This window comes from Robinsoniella sp. KNHs210, assembly GCF_000686105.1.
Taxonomy (GTDB): Bacteria; Bacillota; Clostridia; order Lachnospirales; family Lachnospiraceae; genus Robinsoniella; species Robinsoniella peoriensis.
Genome location: NZ_JMLZ01000002.1, coordinates 4117082 through 4140124, shown reverse-complemented (window position 1 = coordinate 4140124; position 23043 = coordinate 4117082). Strand labels below are relative to the sequence as shown.

At 41.7% G+C, this 23043-nt stretch carries 22 protein-coding genes; 11 read left to right on the top strand and 11 right to left on the bottom strand.

Annotation, left to right across the window (positions count from 1 at the left end; genetic code table 11):
• The 3 genes from CD03_RS0124465 to CD03_RS0124455 all read right to left on the bottom strand — a co-directional run bounded on the left by CD03_RS0124465 (position 1) and on the right by CD03_RS0124455 (position 3614).
• Positions 1 to 639, bottom strand: a complete 639-nt coding sequence (locus tag CD03_RS0124465; RefSeq protein ID WP_027295867.1) for a cobalamin B12-binding domain-containing protein — start codon at positions 637 to 639, stop codon at positions 1 to 3.
• A gap of 117 nt (positions 640 to 756) precedes the next feature.
• Entirely contained in the window at positions 757 to 2121 is a 1365-nt protein-coding gene (locus CD03_RS0124460; protein ID WP_027295866.1) for a uroporphyrinogen decarboxylase, read from the bottom strand.
• Positions 2122 to 2231: 110 nt separating this feature from the next.
• The gene (locus CD03_RS0124455) at positions 2232 to 3614 is read right to left on the bottom strand and encodes an MFS transporter (protein WP_027295865.1); all 1383 of its coding nucleotides are present in this window, start codon (positions 3612 to 3614) and stop codon (positions 2232 to 2234) included.
• 203 nt (positions 3615 to 3817) lie between these two features.
• Between CD03_RS0124455 and CD03_RS0124450 the strand changes: the two genes are divergently transcribed.
• Positions 3818 to 4465, top strand: a complete 648-nt coding sequence (locus tag CD03_RS0124450) for a TetR/AcrR family transcriptional regulator (protein WP_027295864.1) — start codon at positions 3818 to 3820, stop codon at positions 4463 to 4465.
• 57 nt (positions 4466 to 4522) lie between these two features.
• Here CD03_RS0124450 and CD03_RS39040 read toward each other — a convergent pair whose 3' ends face one another.
• Both CD03_RS39040 and CD03_RS0124440 read right to left on the bottom strand, forming a co-directional pair.
• Positions 4523 to 4651: a hypothetical protein gene (locus tag CD03_RS39040; RefSeq protein WP_255348116.1), complete on the bottom strand. Its 129-nt coding sequence runs from the start codon at positions 4649 to 4651 to the stop codon at positions 4523 to 4525.
• 81 nt (positions 4652 to 4732) lie between these two features.
• The gene (locus tag CD03_RS0124440; RefSeq protein ID WP_027295863.1) at positions 4733 to 5428 is read right to left on the bottom strand and encodes a Crp/Fnr family transcriptional regulator; all 696 of its coding nucleotides are present in this window, start codon (positions 5426 to 5428) and stop codon (positions 4733 to 4735) included.
• Positions 5429 to 5595: 167 nt separating this feature from the next.
• Between CD03_RS0124440 and CD03_RS0124435 the strand changes: the two genes are divergently transcribed.
• From CD03_RS0124435 to CD03_RS0124410, 6 genes are all read left to right on the top strand, one after another.
• Positions 5596 to 6777: an MFS transporter gene (locus tag CD03_RS0124435; RefSeq protein WP_027295862.1), complete on the top strand. Its 1182-nt coding sequence runs from the start codon at positions 5596 to 5598 to the stop codon at positions 6775 to 6777.
• A gap of 76 nt (positions 6778 to 6853) precedes the next feature.
• Positions 6854 to 7801 carry a nucleoside hydrolase gene (locus CD03_RS0124430; protein ID WP_027295861.1) on the top strand — a complete coding sequence of 316 codons (948 nt, stop codon included), beginning with the start codon at positions 6854 to 6856 and terminating at the stop codon, positions 7799 to 7801.
• A gap of 113 nt (positions 7802 to 7914) precedes the next feature.
• Entirely contained in the window at positions 7915 to 8517 is a 603-nt protein-coding gene (locus tag CD03_RS0124425) for an ECF transporter S component (protein ID WP_027295860.1), read from the top strand.
• Between the two features lie 151 nt (positions 8518 to 8668).
• A complete protein-coding gene (locus CD03_RS34680; protein ID WP_052377956.1) occupies positions 8669 to 9475 on the top strand; it encodes an energy-coupling factor transporter transmembrane component T in 807 nt (268 codons plus the stop codon).
• Positions 9463 to 10323, top strand: coding sequence for an energy-coupling factor ABC transporter ATP-binding protein (locus CD03_RS0124415; RefSeq protein ID WP_027295859.1), 861 nt, complete (start codon positions 9463 to 9465; stop codon positions 10321 to 10323). The genes CD03_RS34680 and CD03_RS0124415 overlap by 13 nt, the downstream gene beginning before the upstream one ends.
• The gene (locus tag CD03_RS0124410) at positions 10320 to 11162 is read left to right on the top strand and encodes an energy-coupling factor ABC transporter ATP-binding protein (protein WP_027295858.1); all 843 of its coding nucleotides are present in this window, start codon (positions 10320 to 10322) and stop codon (positions 11160 to 11162) included. Before CD03_RS0124415 ends, CD03_RS0124410 begins: the two co-directional genes overlap by 4 nt.
• An 89-nt stretch (positions 11163 to 11251) precedes the next feature.
• Here CD03_RS0124410 and CD03_RS0124405 read toward each other — a convergent pair whose 3' ends face one another.
• The 3 genes from CD03_RS0124405 to CD03_RS0124395 form a co-directional block, all read right to left on the bottom strand.
• Positions 11252 to 12805, bottom strand: coding sequence for an alpha-L-rhamnosidase-related protein (locus CD03_RS0124405; protein WP_027295857.1), 1554 nt, complete (start codon positions 12803 to 12805; stop codon positions 11252 to 11254).
• Between the two features lie 160 nt (positions 12806 to 12965).
• The gene (locus CD03_RS36465; RefSeq protein WP_027295856.1) at positions 12966 to 14018 is read right to left on the bottom strand and encodes an AraC family transcriptional regulator; all 1053 of its coding nucleotides are present in this window, start codon (positions 14016 to 14018) and stop codon (positions 12966 to 12968) included.
• 168 nt (positions 14019 to 14186) lie between these two features.
• Positions 14187 to 14900, bottom strand: a complete 714-nt coding sequence (locus CD03_RS0124395) for an IMP cyclohydrolase (RefSeq protein ID WP_027295855.1) — start codon at positions 14898 to 14900, stop codon at positions 14187 to 14189.
• Positions 14901 to 15380: 480 nt separating this feature from the next.
• Between CD03_RS0124395 and CD03_RS0124385 the strand changes: the two genes are divergently transcribed.
• From CD03_RS0124385 to zwf, 3 genes are all read left to right on the top strand, one after another.
• Positions 15381 to 16430, top strand: coding sequence for a lactonase family protein (locus tag CD03_RS0124385; RefSeq protein ID WP_027295853.1), 1050 nt, complete (start codon positions 15381 to 15383; stop codon positions 16428 to 16430).
• A 186-nt stretch (positions 16431 to 16616) separates the two neighbouring features.
• Positions 16617 to 18032 (top strand): NADP-dependent phosphogluconate dehydrogenase, encoded by a 1416-nt coding sequence (gndA, locus tag CD03_RS0124380; RefSeq protein WP_027295852.1) that lies wholly within the window; start codon positions 16617 to 16619, stop codon positions 18030 to 18032.
• Positions 18029 to 19426 (top strand): glucose-6-phosphate dehydrogenase, encoded by a 1398-nt coding sequence (zwf, locus tag CD03_RS0124375; RefSeq protein ID WP_027295851.1) that lies wholly within the window; start codon positions 18029 to 18031, stop codon positions 19424 to 19426. Before gndA ends, zwf begins: the two co-directional genes overlap by 4 nt.
• 20 nt (positions 19427 to 19446) lie before the next feature.
• Here the strand turns inward: zwf and CD03_RS0124370 are convergent, their stop codons facing one another.
• Positions 19447 to 20319 carry a LysR family transcriptional regulator gene (locus tag CD03_RS0124370; protein WP_027295850.1) on the bottom strand — a complete coding sequence of 291 codons (873 nt, stop codon included), beginning with the start codon at positions 20317 to 20319 and terminating at the stop codon, positions 19447 to 19449.
• Between the two features lie 201 nt (positions 20320 to 20520).
• On the opposite strand from CD03_RS0124370, the gene lysA reads away from it, so the two are divergent.
• Positions 20521 to 21780 (top strand): diaminopimelate decarboxylase, encoded by a 1260-nt coding sequence (gene lysA, locus CD03_RS0124365; RefSeq protein WP_027295849.1) that lies wholly within the window; start codon positions 20521 to 20523, stop codon positions 21778 to 21780.
• 70 nt (positions 21781 to 21850) lie between these two features.
• On the opposite strand, the gene CD03_RS38055 is transcribed toward lysA, so the two are convergent.
• Both CD03_RS38055 and CD03_RS0124355 read right to left on the bottom strand, forming a co-directional pair.
• Positions 21851 to 22006 (bottom strand): hypothetical protein, encoded by a 156-nt coding sequence (locus tag CD03_RS38055; protein WP_156043026.1) that lies wholly within the window; start codon positions 22004 to 22006, stop codon positions 21851 to 21853.
• Between the two features lie 164 nt (positions 22007 to 22170).
• Positions 22171 to 23007 carry a NisI/SpaI family lantibiotic immunity lipoprotein gene (locus CD03_RS0124355; RefSeq protein ID WP_027295847.1) on the bottom strand — a complete coding sequence of 279 codons (837 nt, stop codon included), beginning with the start codon at positions 23005 to 23007 and terminating at the stop codon, positions 22171 to 22173.
• Positions 23008 to 23043 lie beyond the last annotated feature (36 nt).

Here is a 23043-nt window from a genome sequence, read left to right as displayed (position 1 = left end):
TTATGCACTCTTAGCCCACTCCGTACATGTCTTCACTGTATCTGCCGGATTTATCGCCCAGGCATCCGCCCCTACAATGTCACATACTTTTCCTGTTACCGGAGCCCCGCCGATAATTACTTTTGCCTGATCCCTCAGACCTTCTTTTTCCAATGCATCAACAACTGCTTTCATAGAATCAATTGCCAGTGTCAGTACTCCGCTCAATCCAATAATCTGGATATTATCCTCTTTCATTCTGCGGATAATTTCTTCTGCCCCTACATCAATTCCCAGATCTACTACCTCAAAACCGCCGGCTTCCAGCATGGCCTTAACAATGTTTTTCCCAATATCATGCAGGTCCCCTTCCACAGTACATAAAATCATTTTGCCGGCTTTTTCAGTAGAAGCTGCTGCTAATGCAGGCTTGATAATATCCATTGCTTCTGTCATCAGTTCACCGGAAAAGATTAGGTCGGATACAAAATACTCATTGGATTCGAACCGCTCTCCAACCACATTCATTCCTTCCTGGCAAGCCTTCATTGCTTCCGGGGCTTCTTCACCGCCATCTGCCATGACCTGTTCTAATATTTCCAGTACAACATCCTCCTCTAAATCAGCCATTGCATTTTTTAAACTATCATAATCAAACATAACATACCTCCTGTTCCCGCTTTGTTTTTCCTCAGTTTTATTATATCTTCTCAATACGATTCATTTTGTTATATGGAATATTCTACTTTCCCAATCCATTTACTGTTGTCTTCTGATTTACTCGCATAACAGATAGACATAACGCAGTATCTCATCCTCCAGATCCATTACAATATCCTTAGCACTCTCTGGCGTATATGGATTCATCTCCAGATACTTCTCCCAGCTGCGGTAATATTTACTCTCAAACGGAGCAAGCTCAGAATGTACATAGTCTTCCTTATTAAACTGGAGACCAGCCTGACCGCCTGGATTCTGATATACTCCGTATTCCCTTACCGTTTCACAAACTGCAATCAGATTTTCCAGATTGATATCATTATAGGTAAGTGCTCCCTTATCAAATCCAAAAATGAATTTGCCGCCCGGCATCATGATATCCAGGAATTCTTTTACATAGTCAATACATTCCTGTTTGGTACCCGTCCGAAGCAGCGATAACGGGAACAGACCGGAAATGATATGTTTATTGCCAATCTTTTCTTTCACAAGCTTTGCATCTCCCATTTCAAAGGAGAGATAAGTATCCGTAGGCAGTTCATACAGATAATCCAGATAACGCATCCAGTCATGCTCACAAAATGCATTGATATGGAGTCCCAGAGATGCATAATCATTTGCCTGGCGTAAGAATGGCTCCCACCATAATTTCACAAAATCTTTTTCCTTCATATAAGTAGCCAGATGAAGCGGGAAGAATACATGCCCGTAATTGGAAATCTGTTTCGGAAGACCTGCCTTGTAGTTCAGCGTATATACTGCATTCACTGCATCCAGAACTTTATCCGGCCTTCTTCGGATATCCATACACATCGCACTCAAGCTTCTCATATTGTCAGTCAATATATCCAGAGGCGCATAACACATGGAAGTAAATACCGGACTCATACCATATAATCCGTATTTTTGAATCAGTTTCCCCATCATAGCACCATTCTGCATCATAAACCGGTCCTTTGATGCCAGACCCTGATAGAGCGCCATCATTGACCGCCCCGGGTCCTTTATGAAATCAAGCCCGTTGTAATTTCTGGGCAATACCTTTTCAATGATACAGTCATATGGGTTTTTGATAAATTCATCGTACTCTTCCGGCAAAAGCCCAACCGTATTGGGGTGCTGCATAAGACCAGCCTTATTCATCTTAAAATTATTGGAGTCCAATGCCTGATAAGCGATCGGCATACGGATTGTTCCGCCATACATGCAGACATCCGATGGAACCAGACGGCATAATTCGTCTGCTGCCTTCTCTAATAATTCCGGATGCCAGATTGCCTCTTTTCCGTCTATGCCTGCGTAACCCGCTATTACTTCCAGGCCCAGATTTACTTTGATTGGTACTCTTTTGGGAATTTTATTATCAAATACATCATGAAATATCTGATTCCGTTCCGCTCTTAATTCCTCCGTATTATTCATATAGAACCTCCTGTCATTACCTGTTAATAGTTTATTTTAAAAACGGCTGTTCAAACTGCCTCCTTTCCTCCGCTATTTACAAATGATCTCCCAGCCATCCATCTCTACCTCTATTTTGCAGCTTTTGCTCTTTTTGCATTTAACTCTTCCCTTACCTTATCCATCTTCGCCGGGGTAAGTCCATAGAAGAACATCAGCACCGTACTGATAATCAAAAATGCTGCCGGCATTCCCATTGCCATAAACCGAATACCCGTTACTACCTGAGTGCTTGGTTCTGTTCCGCCTACATAGCCTACGATGGACAGACCGAAGCCTGCGATTGCCGTACTGAAAACTGCTGCAATCTTAATAGACAGCTGGAACAGGGAAAAATATACACCACGGGCGTTTCTCCCGGTTTTCCACTCACAATAATCAACGGTATCCGCATACATATTGATATTTACAACATTCGGCCAGGAATATCCCAGATAACCGACTGAAATCATAATAATAATGAATGTAATATTGCTGCTAAAAACTATTGAAATCAGCATACAGATGGATAAAATCATATTGCCCACCATATAAGCCTTTTTCTTGGATAAAAACTTGGTTATAAGCGGAACGCTGGTAGCCCCAACTAATGCCAATATGTTTACAATACCAAAAAATGTAGAAGTTGCATCCTTATTTTTCGCTACGTATTGGAAGAAATAAGGGAACATCGCATAGGTCATCAGCAGACTTAGAATTCTCGTAATATCTGCAAAGAACAACAACAGCAGATTCCGGTCATGGAATACAAGGCTTACCATCTGTCCTACTTTCAGTTTCTCCTGGGCTCCCGCATTCACTTTTACCGGCTCATTCTGAATATCTTTTCCCTTTGAGGCATAGATCAGATTCATATAACATAAGAAGCAGATCAGTCCAACCAGAAATGCTGTCCAGGTGAATCCAGCTACATTTTCTTCTCCATGACCGAAAAATACAATAAGTGGCAGAATGAAAAATCCCGCAAAGATTTTACCAATGGCACCACCCTGTCCACGGAAAGTGGACAAATGTACACGTTCCTTCGGGTCATCCGTAAGAGAAGAGCTTAATGAAGTATAGCCTGTATAAGCAATATTCGTAGCGATACAAAATGCCGCATATATAATGCACGCTGTAATTGCTTTAGGAACCATATCCATAGAATTGTTTGTGAACATAATCCCATTGAGCAGCAAAATCAATGGAGCGCCTATCAGAACCCATGATCTGTACTTGCCCCAGCGCAGATTACTCTTTTCGATTGCCGCACCGATAATCGGCGGACTGATACTGTCTATAATCCTGCCAACCATCATCAGGGTACCTGCTGCTGCCGCAGTGATACCTGCATAATCCGTATAGAACATTAGTAAAAAAGTGTTTGACATTGTAACCATAAACATAAAACCATAATCAGCCAGACCATAGGAGACTTTTAAATACGTTCCAAGCTTTTTTCCCTGCTCATTCATTGCAATACCTCCATCCCTTTTTTTGTTTCCGCTAAACACCCGCATTTAATTTTGTATTTTTTCGCTTCTATACAATTTTTATTATAACATCTATTCCATTTTTTGTCTATATCTTACAATGTATTTAAAAATTTTTGTAAATTTTTATCTATTCTTACAAGTGTTTTTTATGATAAACTGATAAAAAAGCGGCAGGTGATTCTATGCAGTATACAAAAGGAATACAAACACAGGAGCATATTTTCCAGATTGGAAAGGAACTGATGTATAAAAACGGATATAAAAATACCACCATCAGTATGATCGTGGATGCAGCAGATGTTCCTCATGGACTTGTAAATTATTATTATAAAAAACCGGACTTTGCAGCCAGGCTGTATCTGGAATATTTTTCATCCATTGACCGGTTACTAAACGCTCTCGTACCGACCCACATTGAAAATGAGCTGCAATTTCATATTCTCCAAATGAAGATTGCACTCACTCAGATTTTTAAAGATGCAAAAGCAAAAGCTTTCTACTATGAAGTCAGCAGGCTGAATCTGGCTCCCAAAGAATTGCATGACAGTATACGAAGCCTGCAGGTTTCTGCCTTACATCATTTAAATACTGTCATGAATCCGGAAGATTATTATCTCTGTGCTATTGCAGAATACGGCGCGCACAAAGTACTGCTGGACCAACTGGCAGAATTTAAGGAAACCGATGACCGGTTTGAGCGCATTGTTGAGCTGATCTCTACCATATCCGTACGGATAGCCGGGCTGGATCCGCTGATTATAGAAAAGAATATTTTGACCACCAGAACTTTGTTTGATCAACTGGATTATTCGAATATACATATGTTCTGAGCGTATCTTAAAACTGGCTCCCATATCGGAGACTCCCATCATGCTGGAAAACCAGCTTTATATCACAGCATTGCATCCTAAAAAGAGCAGCGGGCAATCTTCTGTTATTGCCGCCTCCTGCTCTTTCCAAATATGCTCCTGACCTTCAAAGCTTCTGGTAACAGCCAGACCCAGCTTATTTTCCAACCCCCTCCCCCAATTTTATATGATAGTATCTCCATACCCTCACTGGCTGTGCCGGCAGTAGATGGAATACAACCCCCAATTTTATATAATAATATCCCCATACCGCTCCGACAGCAGCTGAAAATGTTCTTTTTCAATCCTGATTTTACCTTTTCTAATACATAGATAGTTATTTTCCTCTAAGGAAGCCACCATCCGATACAACGTTCTCAGGTTCATATGAAGCCTTTCAGCCAGCACCGCTCTTGTAAGGGTACATGTATATGGAATCTGGTGGCACGCCTGTAAATAGAGGTAATGTCCCAGAATATCCTTTGAGTTAAATAAATTTCCTTTTTCAGCACACGCCATATTGGCAGCCGTGATATTTCCCATCACAGTCAGAGTCTGAAAGCACAGCCTGCTGTTATTCTGGATAATACGGATAAACCGCTCTACCGGAATACGGTAAACAATACATTTGCACTCAGCCAGCACATAAGCAGTATAATAGTTGATATTATTCAGATACTCTACAAGTCCCAGAATATCAAGGGGCTTAAGATATTCTATAACGTTATTTTCATTCCATGAGATCTGATTCCAGACAGACGCCCTGCCGCTGATCAGGAAATAAAAGTAATCCAGGGGATCTTTCTGGCTCAGTATAGCTTCATTTTTTTCAAAAATCAGGAGATCTTCTTTGGATGCCATTCCAGACAGCGAGATAAGCGGGTTCTGTTGGTTATATTTTTGATCCAGAATAATTTCCAGTATCCGTTCTGAATTATAAATCATGTTTTTATTACTCCTTTCGTCAAAATCTCAAAAAAACTGACACTTGTCATTTTTATTATTGTAAAGCCGTGGTAAATTAATGTCAAGTTAGAAAAAGTTTTGTGGTAATTCCACAAAATATATCCGGATATCTTTAACTAAAATAAAAAAAGAATAGGAGCAGCGAGATGAAAACGAGATATAAGGTGATTGGTTTTTTGGCATTTGCCATGTATTTTCTCACAGGCGCAACTTGTGTACTGGTGGGCAGCAGTCTTCCCCAGCTGGTTGAAATGTATGGGATGACATTAGAAAAGGTCGTTTTGCTGGGGTCGGCTTATGCACTGGGAAGAGTTTTAACTGTATATATTACAGGTAGAATGACAGAGAAGCTGGGACCGGTAAAGGTACTGGCCGCAGGCATTATCCTGACAGCGAGCTTCCTGCTGGGAATCCCGTTAATCGTTAATTTTTATGCAGGTATGGTATTTGCATTCCTGGGCGGAGTCGGCATGGGAACCCAGGACGCAGTATGCCCCGTATTATTAAGTGTTGTATTTAAGAAAAATTATGCAAGCTCCCTGAGCGGAGGACAAGGGCTGTTTGGCCTTGGAACCTTTGTGACACCATTTTTAATCGGAGTACTTTTGACAGGGAAACTGCCCTTCTACTGGTGCTATTTTGTACTGACAGGAGTAGCTGTCATTATGCTGGCATGCATTCCCTTTGCCAAAATTGAAGAAACTGTGCAGGGGGAAGGTGCAGATGAACACATCGAACCTCTCTATGTAAAAAAGACCTGGACTGCATATGCCGGTATCTTTACCGTAGTTGCTGCATTTAGTGCAGTTTCCAGTACTCTGGGACTGTATATATCCAGCTTTGCACAGAGTATGGGAAGCTCAGAAGCTTCCGGGGCATTTATGCTCACTGTGTATAATGTGGGATGTGTCATCGGAGGGTTTGTATTTGTATGGGTGCTGAAATACATCAAAAGCCAGACCGTCCTGTTAATAAACTGTATCGGAGCATTTGCCGCAATTGCAGTCTCCATGATCGTAAATACTACACAGTTTTATTATATCGGATTATTTATAACGGGCTTGTTCCTGGGCGTCCTTTTCAGTGTCATCGTAGCCATAGCAACGCGCATTAATTCCAAACGGGTAAGCGTGGCAAGCTCTTTGGTGGCAACCGCAAGCGGCATTGCTGATTTTCTGACACCGGTGATTACAGGAATGGTTATATCCAGACTGGGAATCGGGTTCTCATTTAAATTTACGTTAATTATGCTGGCAGTCTGCATTGCATCTGCAGCAGTTTTAAAGCTGATTACATCAGAGGATAAAGAAAAAGTAACTGTACAATAGATTTATGTATATCAGATACTACACATAAGTATCAGGCACTATTTAAAATATCAGAAAATATAAGGAGATTATCATTATGGACCAGAAGAAAAAAATAATCATTGACACAGATTGCGGATCAGACGATGCAATGGCGATTGCCATGGCACTCAACGATCCTGCATACGAAATTGTAATGATTTCAACCGTTTCCGGAAATGTAAATGCTGTTCAGGCTACGATAAATACACTGACTACTATTGAATATGCAGAAACCTATGAGCCGCCGGTATATCAGGGCGCAGATAAAATGCTCTTAAAAGAGCTGGTATACGCACACGAAACACATGGAAACGACGGTATGGGGGACATTGGACTTGTACCCGAGAGATTAAAAGTTCAGGATGGAAACGGAATATTAGAGATGCTTGCGTGTTTAAGAGACAGCGAACCTGGGGAAATTGATATTATAGCGCTGGGACCACTGACCAATCTCGCAATTGCGATCCGTCTGGATTATGAGGCAATGCAGAAGGCAGGCCGCATCGTCATTATGGGAACGGCAGGACTCGGCGCAGGTAATGTGACGCCAACGGCAGAATTTAATATCTGGCAGGATGCAGAAGCCGCAAAAATTGTTACGGAATCCGGGCTTAAAGAAATCATATATGTTGGCTGGGATGCATGCCTTGGCGATTGTATGCTGAACCCCCGGGAGATCGAAAAAATCAGAAATGGAAGCAAACTGGGGAAATTTGCAATTGACTGCAACAAAAATCTGATGGAGATGAACATTGAACGATTTGGAGATGCCTATCTGGATATGGCTGATCCTTCCGCAATGGCAGCTGCGCTCTACCCGGAGTGTATTGAGAAATGCGATAAATACTTCTGTGAGGTAGATACATCCAACGGACCAAGCTACGGTACTGTTCTGGTTGATGTAAATTATTTCTCAGGAAAAGAACCAAATGTATACATCTGCAGCAAGCTGTATGCGGATAAGTATAAAAACTACATTTACAAGACATTAAAAGTAGAATAAGCATCCCCTCAAAGAGAATCACAAAATACACATCTTACGGGGCCAGGGAAAAGCTGTAAAACAATGTAAACACAAGGGGAAACCCCAATAAACCCATAAGGAGGAGGATAAGGATGAGCAGGAAAACCAGTTCTATCAAAGATGATTTTACCATACTGGCGCAGTTAATGATACCGGTATGTGTCGCAGTAAACTTTGTGGGTGGACAGCTTGCAGCGATCTTAAAGCTCCCTGTATATCTGGATGCAATCGGAACCTTTTTCATCGCTATGCTCTGCGGCCCCTGGGTATCGGCTGTCACCGGAATGCTGTCCAACATTGTTGCCGGGATTGCCAATCCTTCTAATTTTCCCTTTCTCCCTGTGGGTGTCATAATTGGTATCACGGCTGGCTTTTTAGCTAAAAAAAGAATGTTCACCGTGTGGTGGAAATGGATTATTTCCATTCTTATTTTGTCAGCCGTGTCCATTCTGGCAGCCGCTCCGGTGGTAGTTCTTCTATACGGAGGAATTACAGGGGGCGGTACATCCATTATCACGGCTGTAGCAATGGCAGCCGGGGCGAATATCTGGACTGCATTTTTCGGAACAGAAGGCATCTTTACCGTGTTGGACCGGATCATCTCCTTTATCATCTGCTGGCTTGTCTTAAGAGTGATACCAAAAAGGACTCTCATCAAGTTCCTCTGCGGACAATACTACATCAAAGAAACGTAACAGAATCCATATAGTACTGCTGTACCCTGACCGGATTATGGGTCAGTATCTGCTAAAATATTCCTCTGTATCAACAGCGTATTAAATTATATAATACAAGCGCATGATCATTGAAAGGATCATATGCCTGCAAAGAGAAGGATGGTCTATTATGGAAAAAACATACAGAGAAAGAATACAGATTTACAAATCTAATAAGCTTGCAGCATTATATCCGGCTTCCAAGCTGCGAATTGCCGTACTGTATATCGTCTGCACATATATCATCAGTACTTTAAAATTCACAGACGTCCTGCTGCCTCTTTTGCTGCTGCCGGAATTTCTGACTGTATTAATCTTATGTAAGTTAAGCGGGGTAATGAAAGAAAGCTGGAAGGCATTGAAAACAATTACATTTATTGCATTATTTATCTTATTAGTACAAACCTTCTTTGTCCCCGGGGGCGAACTGGTCTGCCGGCTGGGCTTGCTTACAATATATGAAACGGGACTTCAGACAGGCATATCCTTATCTTTTATGATACTTAATATTGCCGGTATTTTTGTATGGATCTTTCAGACCACAGAGAACAGAGAGATCGCAAGCGTGCTTGAGGATTCTGGCATGAACTATAAAGCAGTCTTTGTATTTACCTCCACACTGCAGATGATAGAAGTATTGGAAAAAAACAGTAAAATAATTATGAATGCGCAGAAAGCAAGAGGTGTGGAGACGGAAGGGAATATCTTAATCCGTGCAAAAGCATTTGTTCCGGTGCTGATCCCTTTAATCCTGAACTCGGTAATTGGAACCGAAGAACGGGTGCTGACACTGGAAGCCAGGGGATTTTCCATGCCTGGCAAGAGAACCCATTTGTTTCAGGTACAAAGAAGCGGATATGAGAAGATTGCTGAGGTTATAGCCGCCGTTATAACATGCAGCATACTGGCGGGGAGGATTTGTTTATGGATACTATAATCGAAATGAGGGGTGTAACTTATTATTACCCCCTGACCAAGACACCCGCTGTCAGCGGACTTAATCTCAGGATTGAGCGGGGAAAAGTATATGGTGTGATTGGGGAAAATGGTTCCGGCAAAACGACGTTCTGTGCTCTGGTTCGTGGTTTTGCTCCCGGTTTTTATCAGGGGGAGCTTGCCGGAAAAGTACTGGTTGAAGGAAAAGACATCGCAGAATATGGCGGTGATCTTGCGTCTAAGATCGGCTATGTATTCCAGAATCCGTTTAATCAGTTAAGCGGAGTGAAAAGCACGGTATTCGAAGAAGTTGGATATGGACTTGAAAATTTCGGCATTAGGCCTGATGAAATGGAACAGAGAATAGTGGATGCAATGAAGCTGACAGAAATTGAAGAACTGGCAGAAAAAAATCCGCTTGAACTTTCCGGAGGACAAATCCAGCGAGTGGCACTTGCCTCCGTACTCGTACTGGACCCTGATATTCTGATAGCAGACGAACCCACAAGCCAGCTTGATCCGGAAGCAACAGAAAGCGTATTTGCAATTATTCATGCCTTAAAGCAAAAAAAGAAAACGGTCATACTAGTTGAACATAAGATGGATCTCGTCGCAGAATATGCAGACGAGGTACTTGTATTTCATAAGGGGCGCCTGGCTGCATCCGGAGAGACAGCAAAGCTTCTGTCTGACATGTCACTTCTTAAGTCGGGTGTTTTGCTGCCTCAGGCTGCGAGACTTGGAAACCTTTTAAAAGAGATGGGTTTTCCACTTGACCGGATTCCGGTAACAGAGGAACAGGCAGTAAATCTGATACAGAGGACATTTCGGGAGAGGGGCGGCATATGAGCGAAATTATTCTAAATAAAGTGAACTATACTTATCCCAATGGCAGTCTGGCAGCAGATGATATCAGTCTCCACATAAAAAGCGGGGAAAACGCAGCCGTCATTGGTAAGAATGGTGCCGGTAAAACTACACTTGCAAAAATGCTGAACGGGCTGCTCAAACCGCAGCAGGGCGATGTATTTATAGGCAATCGGAATACCAAAGACTACACTACGGCTCAAATTTCCAAATTAGCTGGCTATGTATTTCAAAATCCTGACGAACAGATTTTTCATGCAACCGTGGAAAAAGAAGTAGCTTTTGCTCCCAAAAGAATGAAATTAAAAAAGGAAGATATCATAAGACGCACACAAGAGGCATTGAAACGCACCAAACTGGAAGAATACAGAGAAGAAAACCCTTATAATCTCCCGCTGTCTCTGAGAAAATTTGTGACGATAGCGGCAGTCTTAGCAATGGAGCCTGACATATATATCTTAGACGAGCCGACAGCCGGGCAGGACATGGAAGGAAACCGTAAGCTTACAGAAATTCTGCGGTATCTGCACAGTAAAGGAAAGACAGTGATTACAATCACCCACGACATGGAATTTGTGGCAGAAAACTGTAAAAAAATAATTGTCATGGCTAACAACAAAATTATCCGTACCGGTTCTCCTGAAGAAATATTCCGGGATATGGAAGTAATGAAAGAAGCAAACCTAAAGCCGCCGTCTGTCACCAGAATTTGCACACAACTGGGTTTCCCAGGCCCCATACACACCAGAGATGCCGCGGAGCTGATTCTAAAGCACTGGCAGAATTTGCAGCAAGACCCGAATTTTACAATATCCACATAACTATTTAAAACGCAGCGCTAAAAAGTCGCAGGCTATACAAAAACCCCGTAAGATACAAATTCCTACGGAGTTTTGTAATGCTGCTTTTTCTAAAGAAGCTCTCTTAGAATGTAAGCCGGCGTACAGCTCCATGCATGGCAGTAACTGTTCACCATGGAAGATCCATATGGTGATTCCTCCGGATTTTCCGGATTATACATTTCCCAGAAAGTATCTGCTCCCTGGTTCACCATTCCGCCCCAATAGTAAGTCATGTAATCCATTGCCTTATCTTTTTCACCGCAGAGCAGAAGTGCTTCTACGAAATGATGGTTCATATATGGTGTTACCATTCCTTTTTCGGGATGCATTCTGATAATCCGATTGATCAGTGCACGGCTTTCATCCATAGGAAGAACCCCTGCCAGAATCATCCACACCTGGCTGGCATATGAAATCTGTCTGTCTTTTCCGCTTATAAACACCTGGGACTCTTCATCCCAAAGACATTTTTTCGCGCCTTCGATACAGCGGTTTCTTTCCTGTTCCAGTTCCATTTCCATCCGGTCTTTTCCCAGAATTTCAGTTAGTTCAATTGCCGCATTTAACGTATAGATGTAAATTGCCTGTGCACTTGCCTGTTTATTCAGTCCATCTGTCCAGTCTACAAAACACCAGAATCCTTCATCGTCCTGTATCACATAATTTTCATCCAGGCGTTTTCTGGATAGCTCAATCTGGCGGTATGCGCTGTCCCAAAGTTCCTCCACAACCGCAAGCTCACCGGAAGCATGATAATAGTCCTTTAAGATAGAAACAAAGAACAGCGAATAATCAAATAAAAATGTATCATCAACAAGATATTCCGGTTCTGTAAACAGGCAGGCCCCGATCGCCCCATCTTCTCTGGTAAGCCCGGCGAACAAATACATACAGCGCTTTACAAGACCTAAGTTTTTGAAAGTTGCATAATTAGCCAATGCCTGAAGCCTTAAATCTCCAATCCACAGTCTTCTATCCCTCTTGGGACCGTCTTCAAATACATCCTGCATACAGTTTTGCAGGGTACGCAGGCTCACCTGATCCATCCGGCTGATCTGGTCACTGACACCTGGCAGTTTCGGCAAGGCATCCATATCTACAGAAGCAACGGCTCTGCAGGATGCATCCTCAATTACCACCTGGAACTTCATAGAAGTATCTATAGCATAGATTTCTAAGTAGCGAAAAGCATAACGACGAGGCAGTGTAATTTCCTGGGGCAGTACATCTAAATGCAGAAATTCTTCCTGTATCCAGCTTCTGCTGATCCATCCGTCATATTCTGAGGAATCTTCTGTCAGTTCCTTTGCTATTTCTCCGAATTTCAGTCTGAGATAAGCCGGCGCATCCTGCGGGCTGCCTACACTTTTTAATCTCATGGTAAAGTAGCCTACCTGATGATCCCCGAAATCAAGTACAATAGAGTCTCCTTTTTTAAGAGCAATGTTTCCCATTTCACTCACATCTGCCCGGTGTTCTGTCTGTCCATTTTCTTTAACCGTTACAATATCTGCTGGTTTTATGATTTTTTCAATTAATTCAGGACTGTATTTCATCGCCTTGTCCACAAATTTCTGATTTACTTTACGCTTCATTTCTAAGTCTATGCTTACTGCCGCCATCTTTATGACCTCCTGTAATCTGCGGTGCTTCCCGATTCATTCCGGAGCACCCATAATCTGAAACTTTCGTCTGCTGTGGGTTTCTTTATATTATATCTGATTTTAACACCACAGCCTCAAACTTCCAATGGTCTAATTTATGGACTTGACTTGATATTTTTTAAGATATGATTTTTCTTCTTCTAAATTCTCCCGGAGTCATTTCGAATTCCTTCTTAAACAGCCTGGAAAAGTGCTCCGGATTTGGATAACCGATCATTTCACAAATAGTCATAATACTCAGGTCTGTATGTTCCAGAGCATAGCATGCCTTCTCCAGTCGGATATTTTTTAAGATCTCTACAAAGTTCTGCCCCGTATTCTCCTTAATCAATTTACTGAAATGGGGGACACTGAAATTAAAATGTTCCGCCGCTGATTTCAGGGTTATCCCGGCATAGTGATTCTGGAAATAATTCAGAACCTCCAGCATATCCAGATTCTTATGATTTGTATTCAGAAAACTTTCCATATGATTTTCATGGTTCCGGAGCAAAAGGCAAAAAAACGTCATGACTTGATTTTTCATAATTGTTTCAAAATACTTTACCCGCTCTTCATATTCCATATATAAATCTTCCACCAGAGAACGTATTCCCTCATCTTTACCGGTATGGAACAACAGATAATTATTCTCCGTCTTATCATAAAGAATATGGGCAAAGAATTGAGACAACACATTCTTTCCGGTGAAAATATCAAAAAATACTTCGTGGAAAGTACTTGCCTTAAGCATAATATTAATAACAATACTGTCATCGAATACTGCGATGCTGTGTTTTGTTTTGGGGGGCAGGATGCAGACATCCCCCTCACTGCATGCATATTTCACATTTTGTATCGTATTTTCACAGGTTCCCTCGTATACATAGAATATCTCATAAAATTCATGCTCATGAATGTACTCCGGGGAATACCGGTAGTGTTTCTGGATTACAATATGGTCCGATGAAGTTCCAAAAAGTTCATTTTCATTTAAATAGTTCAGCCATTTTCCATGTATAGCCGGAACATACAGTTCATGTTCCCTGATATACTCCCGGTTTATCCTGGCTACAAAATCTTCAAATCCATCCGGCCGCAAATGTTCTTCTTCGTACAGATTTTTATAGAATACCTCATCCTCATGATATGCTTTTATAAATTCCTTGAAATGTTCCTTACAGATCTTCATATATCTTATAGATCCTCTCTGTTTACAAATGTCTAGGGGCTAACCCGATTATATGATAAACCTGTGGTATTTGCAAATCAAACCGGCTTATGGAAATTTACTGTCAATTAAAAAAAGCGGTTCCCGATATTTTCGGGAATCCGCTCCTTTTCCACTGCTCTGAAAATCTTATTTATTCTTATTTACAATCCTTGTCTCATAAGTACCGTCTGCTATATCTATAAAACGTACAAACAGAGAAACCTTATTATCCTCATTCAGGCTTGTCCATAATGTATTGGTAAATGTATCTATCTCATCCGGAATTGCCACTAATTTGGGCTCTCCTTCGAAGCTTGGAAGTGGATCGCCATCACACTGGTAGGTGTGGATAAAATGTCCTTCTCCTGCTACACAGTTTTCATATGCAAAGGTATAACGGTTACAGGATTCCGGATTTCCATTGTCACTTTTCAAAATTGACATCGCATAGTTATATTTTCCGTTCTCTAAATGCATGATTCCGGAAATACGAGGTGTGTAATTAGGCGCATCCGGCTCAAACTCTCTGCTGCGAAGAGACTGCTCAAATGTCATCTGTCTGTCCATTCCCTCATAGATGGTATCCGTCTGATCCCCATTGGTCACGATGGTTTTATTGCCCAGTACACGAACCGGTGCATAGATAATCAGGCTTGGATCGGTGAGCTTGGATGGGTCAAATGCCTGTGTACGGATTCCTTCACCATCTTCTACAAATATACGGTTTCTGCTGTTTTCGCTTCTGCCCATGATAAAGTAAGCTGTCACTGCTTTGGTTCCATCTGCTGATCTGCCGATTACAATTCCTCTTCCCGGATATGTGTTCTGCTGCAAATCCTGTTCAATTGAAATCATCTTCATTATCTTTTCTCCTTTGCTCTGCATGTTTTGTTTTATATGTTATTTTTACCACTGATTTCATTATATACTATTTTGCCGTTCTGTCGATACATATTTTTAAAATTTCATGTGATTCCAGGGGTGTTTTATTTTTACATTCCTGCCGCAAAGAGGATGTACCAATTGATGAATGGAATATTGAATCAGGCTTTGATCGTTTATATTATATTTTATTATCTTGACACTTTCTTCCTGAAAGCATATAATAAAACAATAATAATTACTATTACTAGTATTTTACTAGTTATAACAAATCGAAAAATCTGCCTGCTTTTATTTCATATTTTGATCTGTCATTATCAAATTCCGCATATTTATATACAAAATGTGCCGGATATCATGAAGTCTGGGAATATTTGAAATGTCAGAGGTTACACTAATATTTCAGATATGACTCATAAAACAGGAGTCTTCGAGCATCTATCATCAGGGAGGATTGTCATGAACATATTAAATGGGTATATCGGAACATATTATTCAGAAAAAAGTCCGGGAATTTTTCATTTTCAATTTAATACAATTACAGGAGAGCTAACGGATCCATCCTTATTTTATCCGGCAAGAAACGCAAAATGTGCCGCTCTTTGGGAAAACTCTCTGGCTGTGCCATTGGAAAAAGACGGCAAGGCAGGGGTCTGTCTTTTGGATACCGCTTCAGAACCCCCCTTTATGCAGGGAAAAACAGAGTTATCTGCGGAACACAAAAAGGTATGCATGGAGTTATTGGCAGAGCATAAAACGGCATGCTTTCTATATCAGGACAGCTCATGTATTTACACAGCCAATTATCATGAAGGCACTGTCTGCATTTACCAAAAAGAGACGGAAGGCCTTATCCTTTATAAAAAAATTGAAATTGCACCTCTGGCGGGCTGCCATCAAATACTTTTCCATAGCCATTATATGCTGGTTCCCTGTCTGGAAATGGATGAAATACGTATCTTTGATGCATCCACTGACTATCAGACTGCCGGTACCATAAGTTTTCCGAAAGGCAGCGGACCCAGACACGGCATATTCAATATGAGCCATAACCGGTTGTATGTAGTCAGTGAACGCAGTAATGAATTGTTTACCTTTGCTTTGAGCGATGATTTGGATTTCCGGCTTTTGTCACAGATTTCAGTTCTGAACCCGGAAAGCCACAGCGACAGTGAGAACGCATCTGCAGCAATCCGCCTCTCACCGGATGAGCATTTTCTATATGTTTCCGTCCGGGGGGCTGACATGATTACGGTAATATCCCTTACCAGTGAGTTTCCTAAGGCAATTCAATATGCTTCCTGTCAGGGCAGCCATCCCAGGGATTTTATTCTTTCACCTAATGGTCGCTACCTTATAACGGTTAACCGTACTTCAAATGAAATGGTATGTCTGTGCAGAAACAGCATTACCGGATTTCTGGAGGATGTCTGTTCCAGAGTTCCCATAGCCGAAGGAGTTGGCATTATTTTAGAAGCAGAAACACTATCAAAAACAAAAAGCAGATGATCCGGTTAAATATCAGATTTACGCTAAATGATGCGGGTATTTTGGGATATATCCTAAATCCGCTGAACATGAATTTCATATAGCTGAAGGAAAATGTAAAATAGAAAGGATGCCACAGGGTTTATCCTTCAGTATAACTAAATGTGGCAGTATTGCAGGGAACATGCAATGCTTAAGGTATACAGAATGAAAAAATTAGATATAGGAATTATAGGATTAGCAGTTATGGGCAGAAGCCTGGCACTTAACATGGCGGACCATGGTTTTATGGTTGGCGGGTATAACAGAAGCAGGGAGGTAACAGATACACTTATACAAGACCACCCACATGAAAATTTTACACCTTATTATGATTTGAAAGAGATGGTCGGGGCATTGGCAGCTCCCAGAAAAATTATGCTGATGATACAGGCGGGAAAACCCGTAGATCTTGTAATTGAACAATTAATCCCTTTACTTCAGCCGGGTGACATTATAATGGATGGTGGAAATTCATTTTTTGAAGATACCAGGAGACGGTACACTTTATTAGAAGAAAAAGGAATTCATTACTACGGTGTAGGCATTTCCGGCGGTGAAAAAGGAGCGCGTTTCGGTCCGTCCATTATGCCGGGTGGAAACAGGGATACTTACGATGAAATCAAGCCTGTCCTGGAAGCAATTGCCGCCCGTGCAAAAGGAGAACCCTGCTGCAGTTACATGGGACCTGATGGTGCGGGACACTATGTAAAAATGGTTCATAACGGTATTGAATATGCGGATATGCAGCTGATTGCAGAATCATATCTTCTGCTGAAACATGCGGGCGGATACGATAATCAGGCAATTGGGGACATATTCGCACAGTGGAATCAGGGCGAGCTGCAAAGCTATCTGATCGGTATCACAGCAGACATCTTCCATGAAAAAGATGATTTCCAGGAAGGCGAACTTCTGGATTATATTCTGGACAGTGCCCAGCAGAAAGGCACAGGAAGATGGGCAAGTATTGAAGCTTTAAAACAGGGCGTTGATATTTCCATGATTACAGCCGCATGCAACGCAAGAATTATGTCGAATCGTATAGAGGAACGGAAAGAAGCCGGCGAACGCCTCCATGGACCGTCTGTATCTGCTTCGAAACAACATGATGAATACTTCGGGGAAATTGTCCGGGAAGGACTCTACGCTGCCAAGATAGCAGCTTACGCCCAGGGTTTTTCCATGCTAAAAGATGCTTCTTCCCTATATGACTGGAATCTGGATTTCGGTAATATTGCAGCAATTTTCCGGGCAGGCTGCATTATTCAGGCGGAATTCCTAAACGATATTACTCTTGCTTTTCGTAAAAACCCGCAATTAGATAATCTGATCCTGGATGACTTTTTCTTATCCAGAATTGATCATAACTTAAAAAGCCTCAGAACTGCGGTAATTACCGGAATCAACAATGGCATTCCCATGCCTGCAATGGCCAATGCACTCTCCTATATCGATGCCTTTCGTGGCGATGCAGTAGGGGCAAACCTGATTCAGGCACAACGGGACTGCTTTGGTGCCCACACTTACAAGCGGATCGACAGAGATGGCAGCTTCCATCACGATTGGGGGAAATTATCATGAATCAAAATCTGACATTTACAATATTCGGCGGAACAGGTGATCTGACATTTCGTAAGCTTTTACCGGCTCTTTATAATATGTGTGTTTCCGGGCGCCTTGGTGCAGACGACCGGATTGTAATTATCGGAAGACGCAGTTACAGCGATGATGATTACAGGGCAATTGCCCGGGACTGGGTATCTAAATTCTCCAGACTTCCTTATACAGAAGAGGATTTTGCCGGATTTGCATCCAGAATCCATTATTACCAGATGGATTTTTCGGATAAGGAAGCATATGAAGGACTAAACCGTTATTATCAGGAACATCTGCTTTATTCCCATATCTTCTATTTTGCCGTAGCCCCCCGCTTCTTTGGTATTATTGTAGAAGGACTGACCGGCGTAGACGGTGCGGAAAACGGCAAGGTGATCATTGAAAAACCTTTCGGTGAAAATCTGGCTGCTGCTGATGCACTGAATCAAAAAATGGAGGCATTTTTTTCTCCTGATCATATTTACCGCATTGATCATTATCTGGGTAAAGAAATGGTACGTAATATCCAGACAATACGCTTTACCAACCCTATCTTCAGCAATCTCTGGAGTGCAGAGCATATTGAATGCATCCAGATATCTGCACTGGAAGATGTAGGCGTTGAGACAAGAGGCGGCTATTATGATTCCAGCGGAGCACTAAAAGATATGGTCCAGAACCATCTATTTCAGATATTATCCATCGTAGCCATGGAGCAGCCGGAACAATTTTCCGGTTCGGAAATGCACGCGGAACAGATTAAAGTTCTACGGTCTCTGCGGCCTGTTAAAGCAAAAAATATTAAAGATTCCCTGCTCCTGGGGCAATACGAAGGATATCTGGAAGAAAAAAATGTTGATCCCAACTCCACTACAGAGACTTATGCTGCTCTGCGCCTTTTTGTAGAGAATAAACGCTGGAAAAACATGCCTTTTTATATCCGTACCGGAAAAAAACTGGGACACAGGGAAATGGATGTGGCAATTGTTTTTCGCCGCTCTTCACCTGAGATAGCGCCAAATATTTTAAATATAAAAATCCAGCCGACAGAAGGCGTATATCTCCAGTTTAATATCAAAAACCCAGGTGATACGGATGAGATCGTTCAGACCAAAATGGATTTCTGCCAGAGCTGTCTGGATATTTTCCGGATCAATACACCGGAAGCTTATGAACGTATGCTGGACGCGTGCATGCAGGGTGAACGCTCCTGGTTCTCACAGTGGGATCAGATCGAAACAAGCTGGAAATTTATTGAGAATATACGTAAAGTTTACTATAAGCAAAACCTTCCCGTATATCCTTATACACCAGAAACCAACGGTCCCACAGAGGCTGACGAATTCCTGAATCACTATAACCATGAATGGTTTGAATAGGAGGGCTGACACCTCCATTATTACCCGGTTGTATAAATCATATTTTTAAAATCCGCCACTGCTTTTTTCTGCGTCTTTAAATCTTTCGTAATGAAATAACTTTGGATTACAGGCGCAGCAAAATCCAGCAGCGGAATTTCTCTTAACCTTTGATCCTCAAGATACTGCCCCACAAAACTGCGGGGCAGAAAACTGTATCCGATACCATCCAGCAGATATGGGAGCAATTTTGTACTTTTATCAATTTCAAATGGAAACGGGTTCTTTTTCGGGAATATATCCCGCATAAAATTGCCCCCCTCACCTAATACAAAATCACAGTAGAGATAATACAGATTCTGCAGTATGTCCCTGGTAATACCTCTCTCATTTTCTGTATTATTCCACGAAGTTACCAGTACCAGTTCATCAGTTTGAAATGGAATGCAGGTAAATCCGGTTCTCTCTGTGGGTACAAAGGTAAAAATCACATCCAAAGTCCCATCCTGCAGCATCCTGATCAGCTTATTGGAGTGGTCAATAATTACTTTTACCGAAATGTCAGGACACTCCCTTAATATCCTCGACATGCATTTAGTTAAATGGCAGTCGTACACTGTATTAACCGTCCCTATGCGCAGGTGTTCCGCAAAGCTGTGCAGCATCCCCAGTTCCATAACTGCCGTATGTTCCAGCTCCACAATACGTTTGGCATATGGAAGAAACCGCCTCCCCTCTTCTGTCAGTTCCACAGACTTCTTCTGCCTGATAAACAGCTTTTTCCCCAGTTCCTTTTCCAATTCCATAATGCGGTTAGTTACAGTGGACTGAACAATATAATACTGGTCTGCCGTCTGGGTAAAATTTTTAAGTTCCGACAGAGTGAGAAATGTTTTTAAATTTTCAATATTCAACGGTTTTCTGTTCTCCTTTACTATCGATATTATCGATTATTTTCTCCATAAAGATTCATTATACAAATCATAAAGAAAACGTTATAATAAGTCAAGATAAAGTTCTTTTATCGTTAACATACATTAACCTGAACACAATTTCAAACAACAAACACGCTCTAATCAAAACAATAAATACAAAAAATACATGGGGGTAACAGCATGCAAAAGATTTACACAAAAGTAACTGATCAGACACATTTTTTTGAAAATCAGAATCCGGTAGAATTAGCAGCCGCTTACGGCACACCGGTTTACGTATATAATGAAAGAATTTTAAGAGAGCGCTGCCGTAATCTTAAAAACATGGTCACCTATCCAAAATTCGTAGTGGATTTTTCTGCAAAGGCAAACAGCAATCCTGCTCTTCTCCAGATTGTAAGGTCGGAAGGCCTGGAAGTAGATGCCATGTCACCGGGAGAGATTTATATTGAAAAACTGGCCGGTTTTACTTCAGACGAAATATTCTATATCGGCAATAATGTATCCGATGAGGAAATGCAGTATGCCATCTCAGAAGGTGTTCTGGTAAGCGTGGATTCCATCAGCCAGTTAGAACGCTATGGACGCCTGGCACCAGGAAGCCGTGTGGCAATCCGTTTTAACCCCGGGGTCGGTGCAGGACACCATGAAAAAGTAGTAACCGCAGGAAAGAAAACAAAATTCGGTGTGGACCCGGTATTTATACCTCAGGTAAAAGAAATATTGGAGAGATTTCAGCTTACTCTTGCAGGTATCAACCAGCATATCGGCTCACTTTTTATGACCGGAGACGCTTTCGTCAAAAGTCTGGGTTCTTTATTTGCAATAGCAAAACAATTCCCGGAGCTGGAATTTATAGATATGGGCGGCGGCTTTGGCATCCCATATAAGAAAGAAGATGGAGAAGCACCTCTGGATCTGAAAGAGCTGGGCATGAAAATTGATGAAGCATTATTTAAATTCAGCGAACAATATGGAAGACAGCTTACTTTCCGCATCGAACCAGGCCGTTATATCAGTGCCGAATGCGGTGTGCTCTTGAGTGAGGTTCATTCCATAAAATATAATTATAATAATAAATATGTTGGCTGTGATACCGGATTTAATGTACTGTCACGACCTATTTTATACGATTCATATCATGGTGTGGAGATTTATCGTGGAAGCGATACACCTTCTGAACGGGAAGAAGCCGTAACCATTGTGGGCAATATCTGCGAAAGCGGTGATATTCTGGCAAAAGACAGGCACCTGCCGGAAATCCAGGAAGGTGACATTCTTGGCATTCTGGATGCAGGCGCTTATGGGTATGTTATGAGTTCTAACTATAACAACCGCCTCCGGACGGCTGAAATCTTAATACGGGAAAGCGGTGAAGTGGTAGTAATCAGGGAACGTGAGACTTTGGATGACTTGAAGAATCATCTGGTATTACTATAAGCTTACTCATAAACTGTATATAAAAATGAAAATGACTGCATCAGCTTCTTTAGCTGGTGCAGTCAGACTTTTATTTAGCCAGTATATTATCCTGTTCCCGGAGGCACATGCTGCGAAGTCCCCGCAGCATACCTATTTGATTAAGTTTCTCTACTTTTTCATCATCCAGACTGTAGGATCGTATACCGCGCTTCCGTTCCCGCTGTGCATTGATCGAGTACCCCAATCGGTAACCTCCATTACTTGAAGCATAATCCTGAGCAATTCCAAAATCCCCCGAAACAGTACTGCCTTTTTACATCCGGAGAATCTCATGCTTCCCTGCCAGTCTCCGTATTCCATGTAATAGATGTGAATAAAGAAAAAATACCCCATTTATAAAATTACAATTTACTGCTCCTTTTTTATTACTGCTTTTAAAAACTGATCATTAATTTTTACTGCAACTGCTTCCTCTTCTTCCACACCCGGTAAGCTATATATTCCTCCATAATACCAATCCATTCTCTGTTGCCTGGAAAGCCGCCCCGGTACCGTTTCTATTTCCATAAGATCTGCCCTGGGAATTGCCCGCCCGGTGTTGTTATCAAATATATAATGCTCCCCTGAATTCCCCAGGTATTTTCCATCTGATGCTTCTGGCATCTGGATATCTGTGATCTCATAGATCTGGTTCCCCCTTAACAACTCCCTGCAGTTCCGGGAATTCACTTTCCAGTCATCCGCACCTTCTGCCTCGGTCCTTTCAAAAGAAATAATCCTGGATTTCTGCTCATCATCCGGATGAGTGACAGCCTTATGAAATCCATTTCCCACATCAATCACTACATCATCTTCCGTCTGGCTATCTTTCAACTGAAATACATTCAAAAATGTGACCATACAATCCGAATTTTCAGGCAGTTCCTTTCCCAGATCTGCCATATCCGTCAAATTTTCTTCTATCTCTTTTTCCAGAACAACCTGGTTCTGATCATTTAGATATACATATTTCTGTATATAGCCAATCCAGTCCCCCAGCTGATCCCGCCCTAACGTATCCTCCAGAATGGTATATTCTTTATTACCCATATAAAACCTGGACGCATCCTCCTCATTAACTGTACACTGCTCTTTTCCTTCCCGGTTTCTTTTAACTGCTTCTTTAAGCAAACCGCATCCTGCCGCAGATATACATAATACCGCTGCAACTGCTGCAGCCATCCATATTTTTATTCCTTTTTTCATGTTTTCCTTCCTCTCTGTATTTCATGATACACGTTC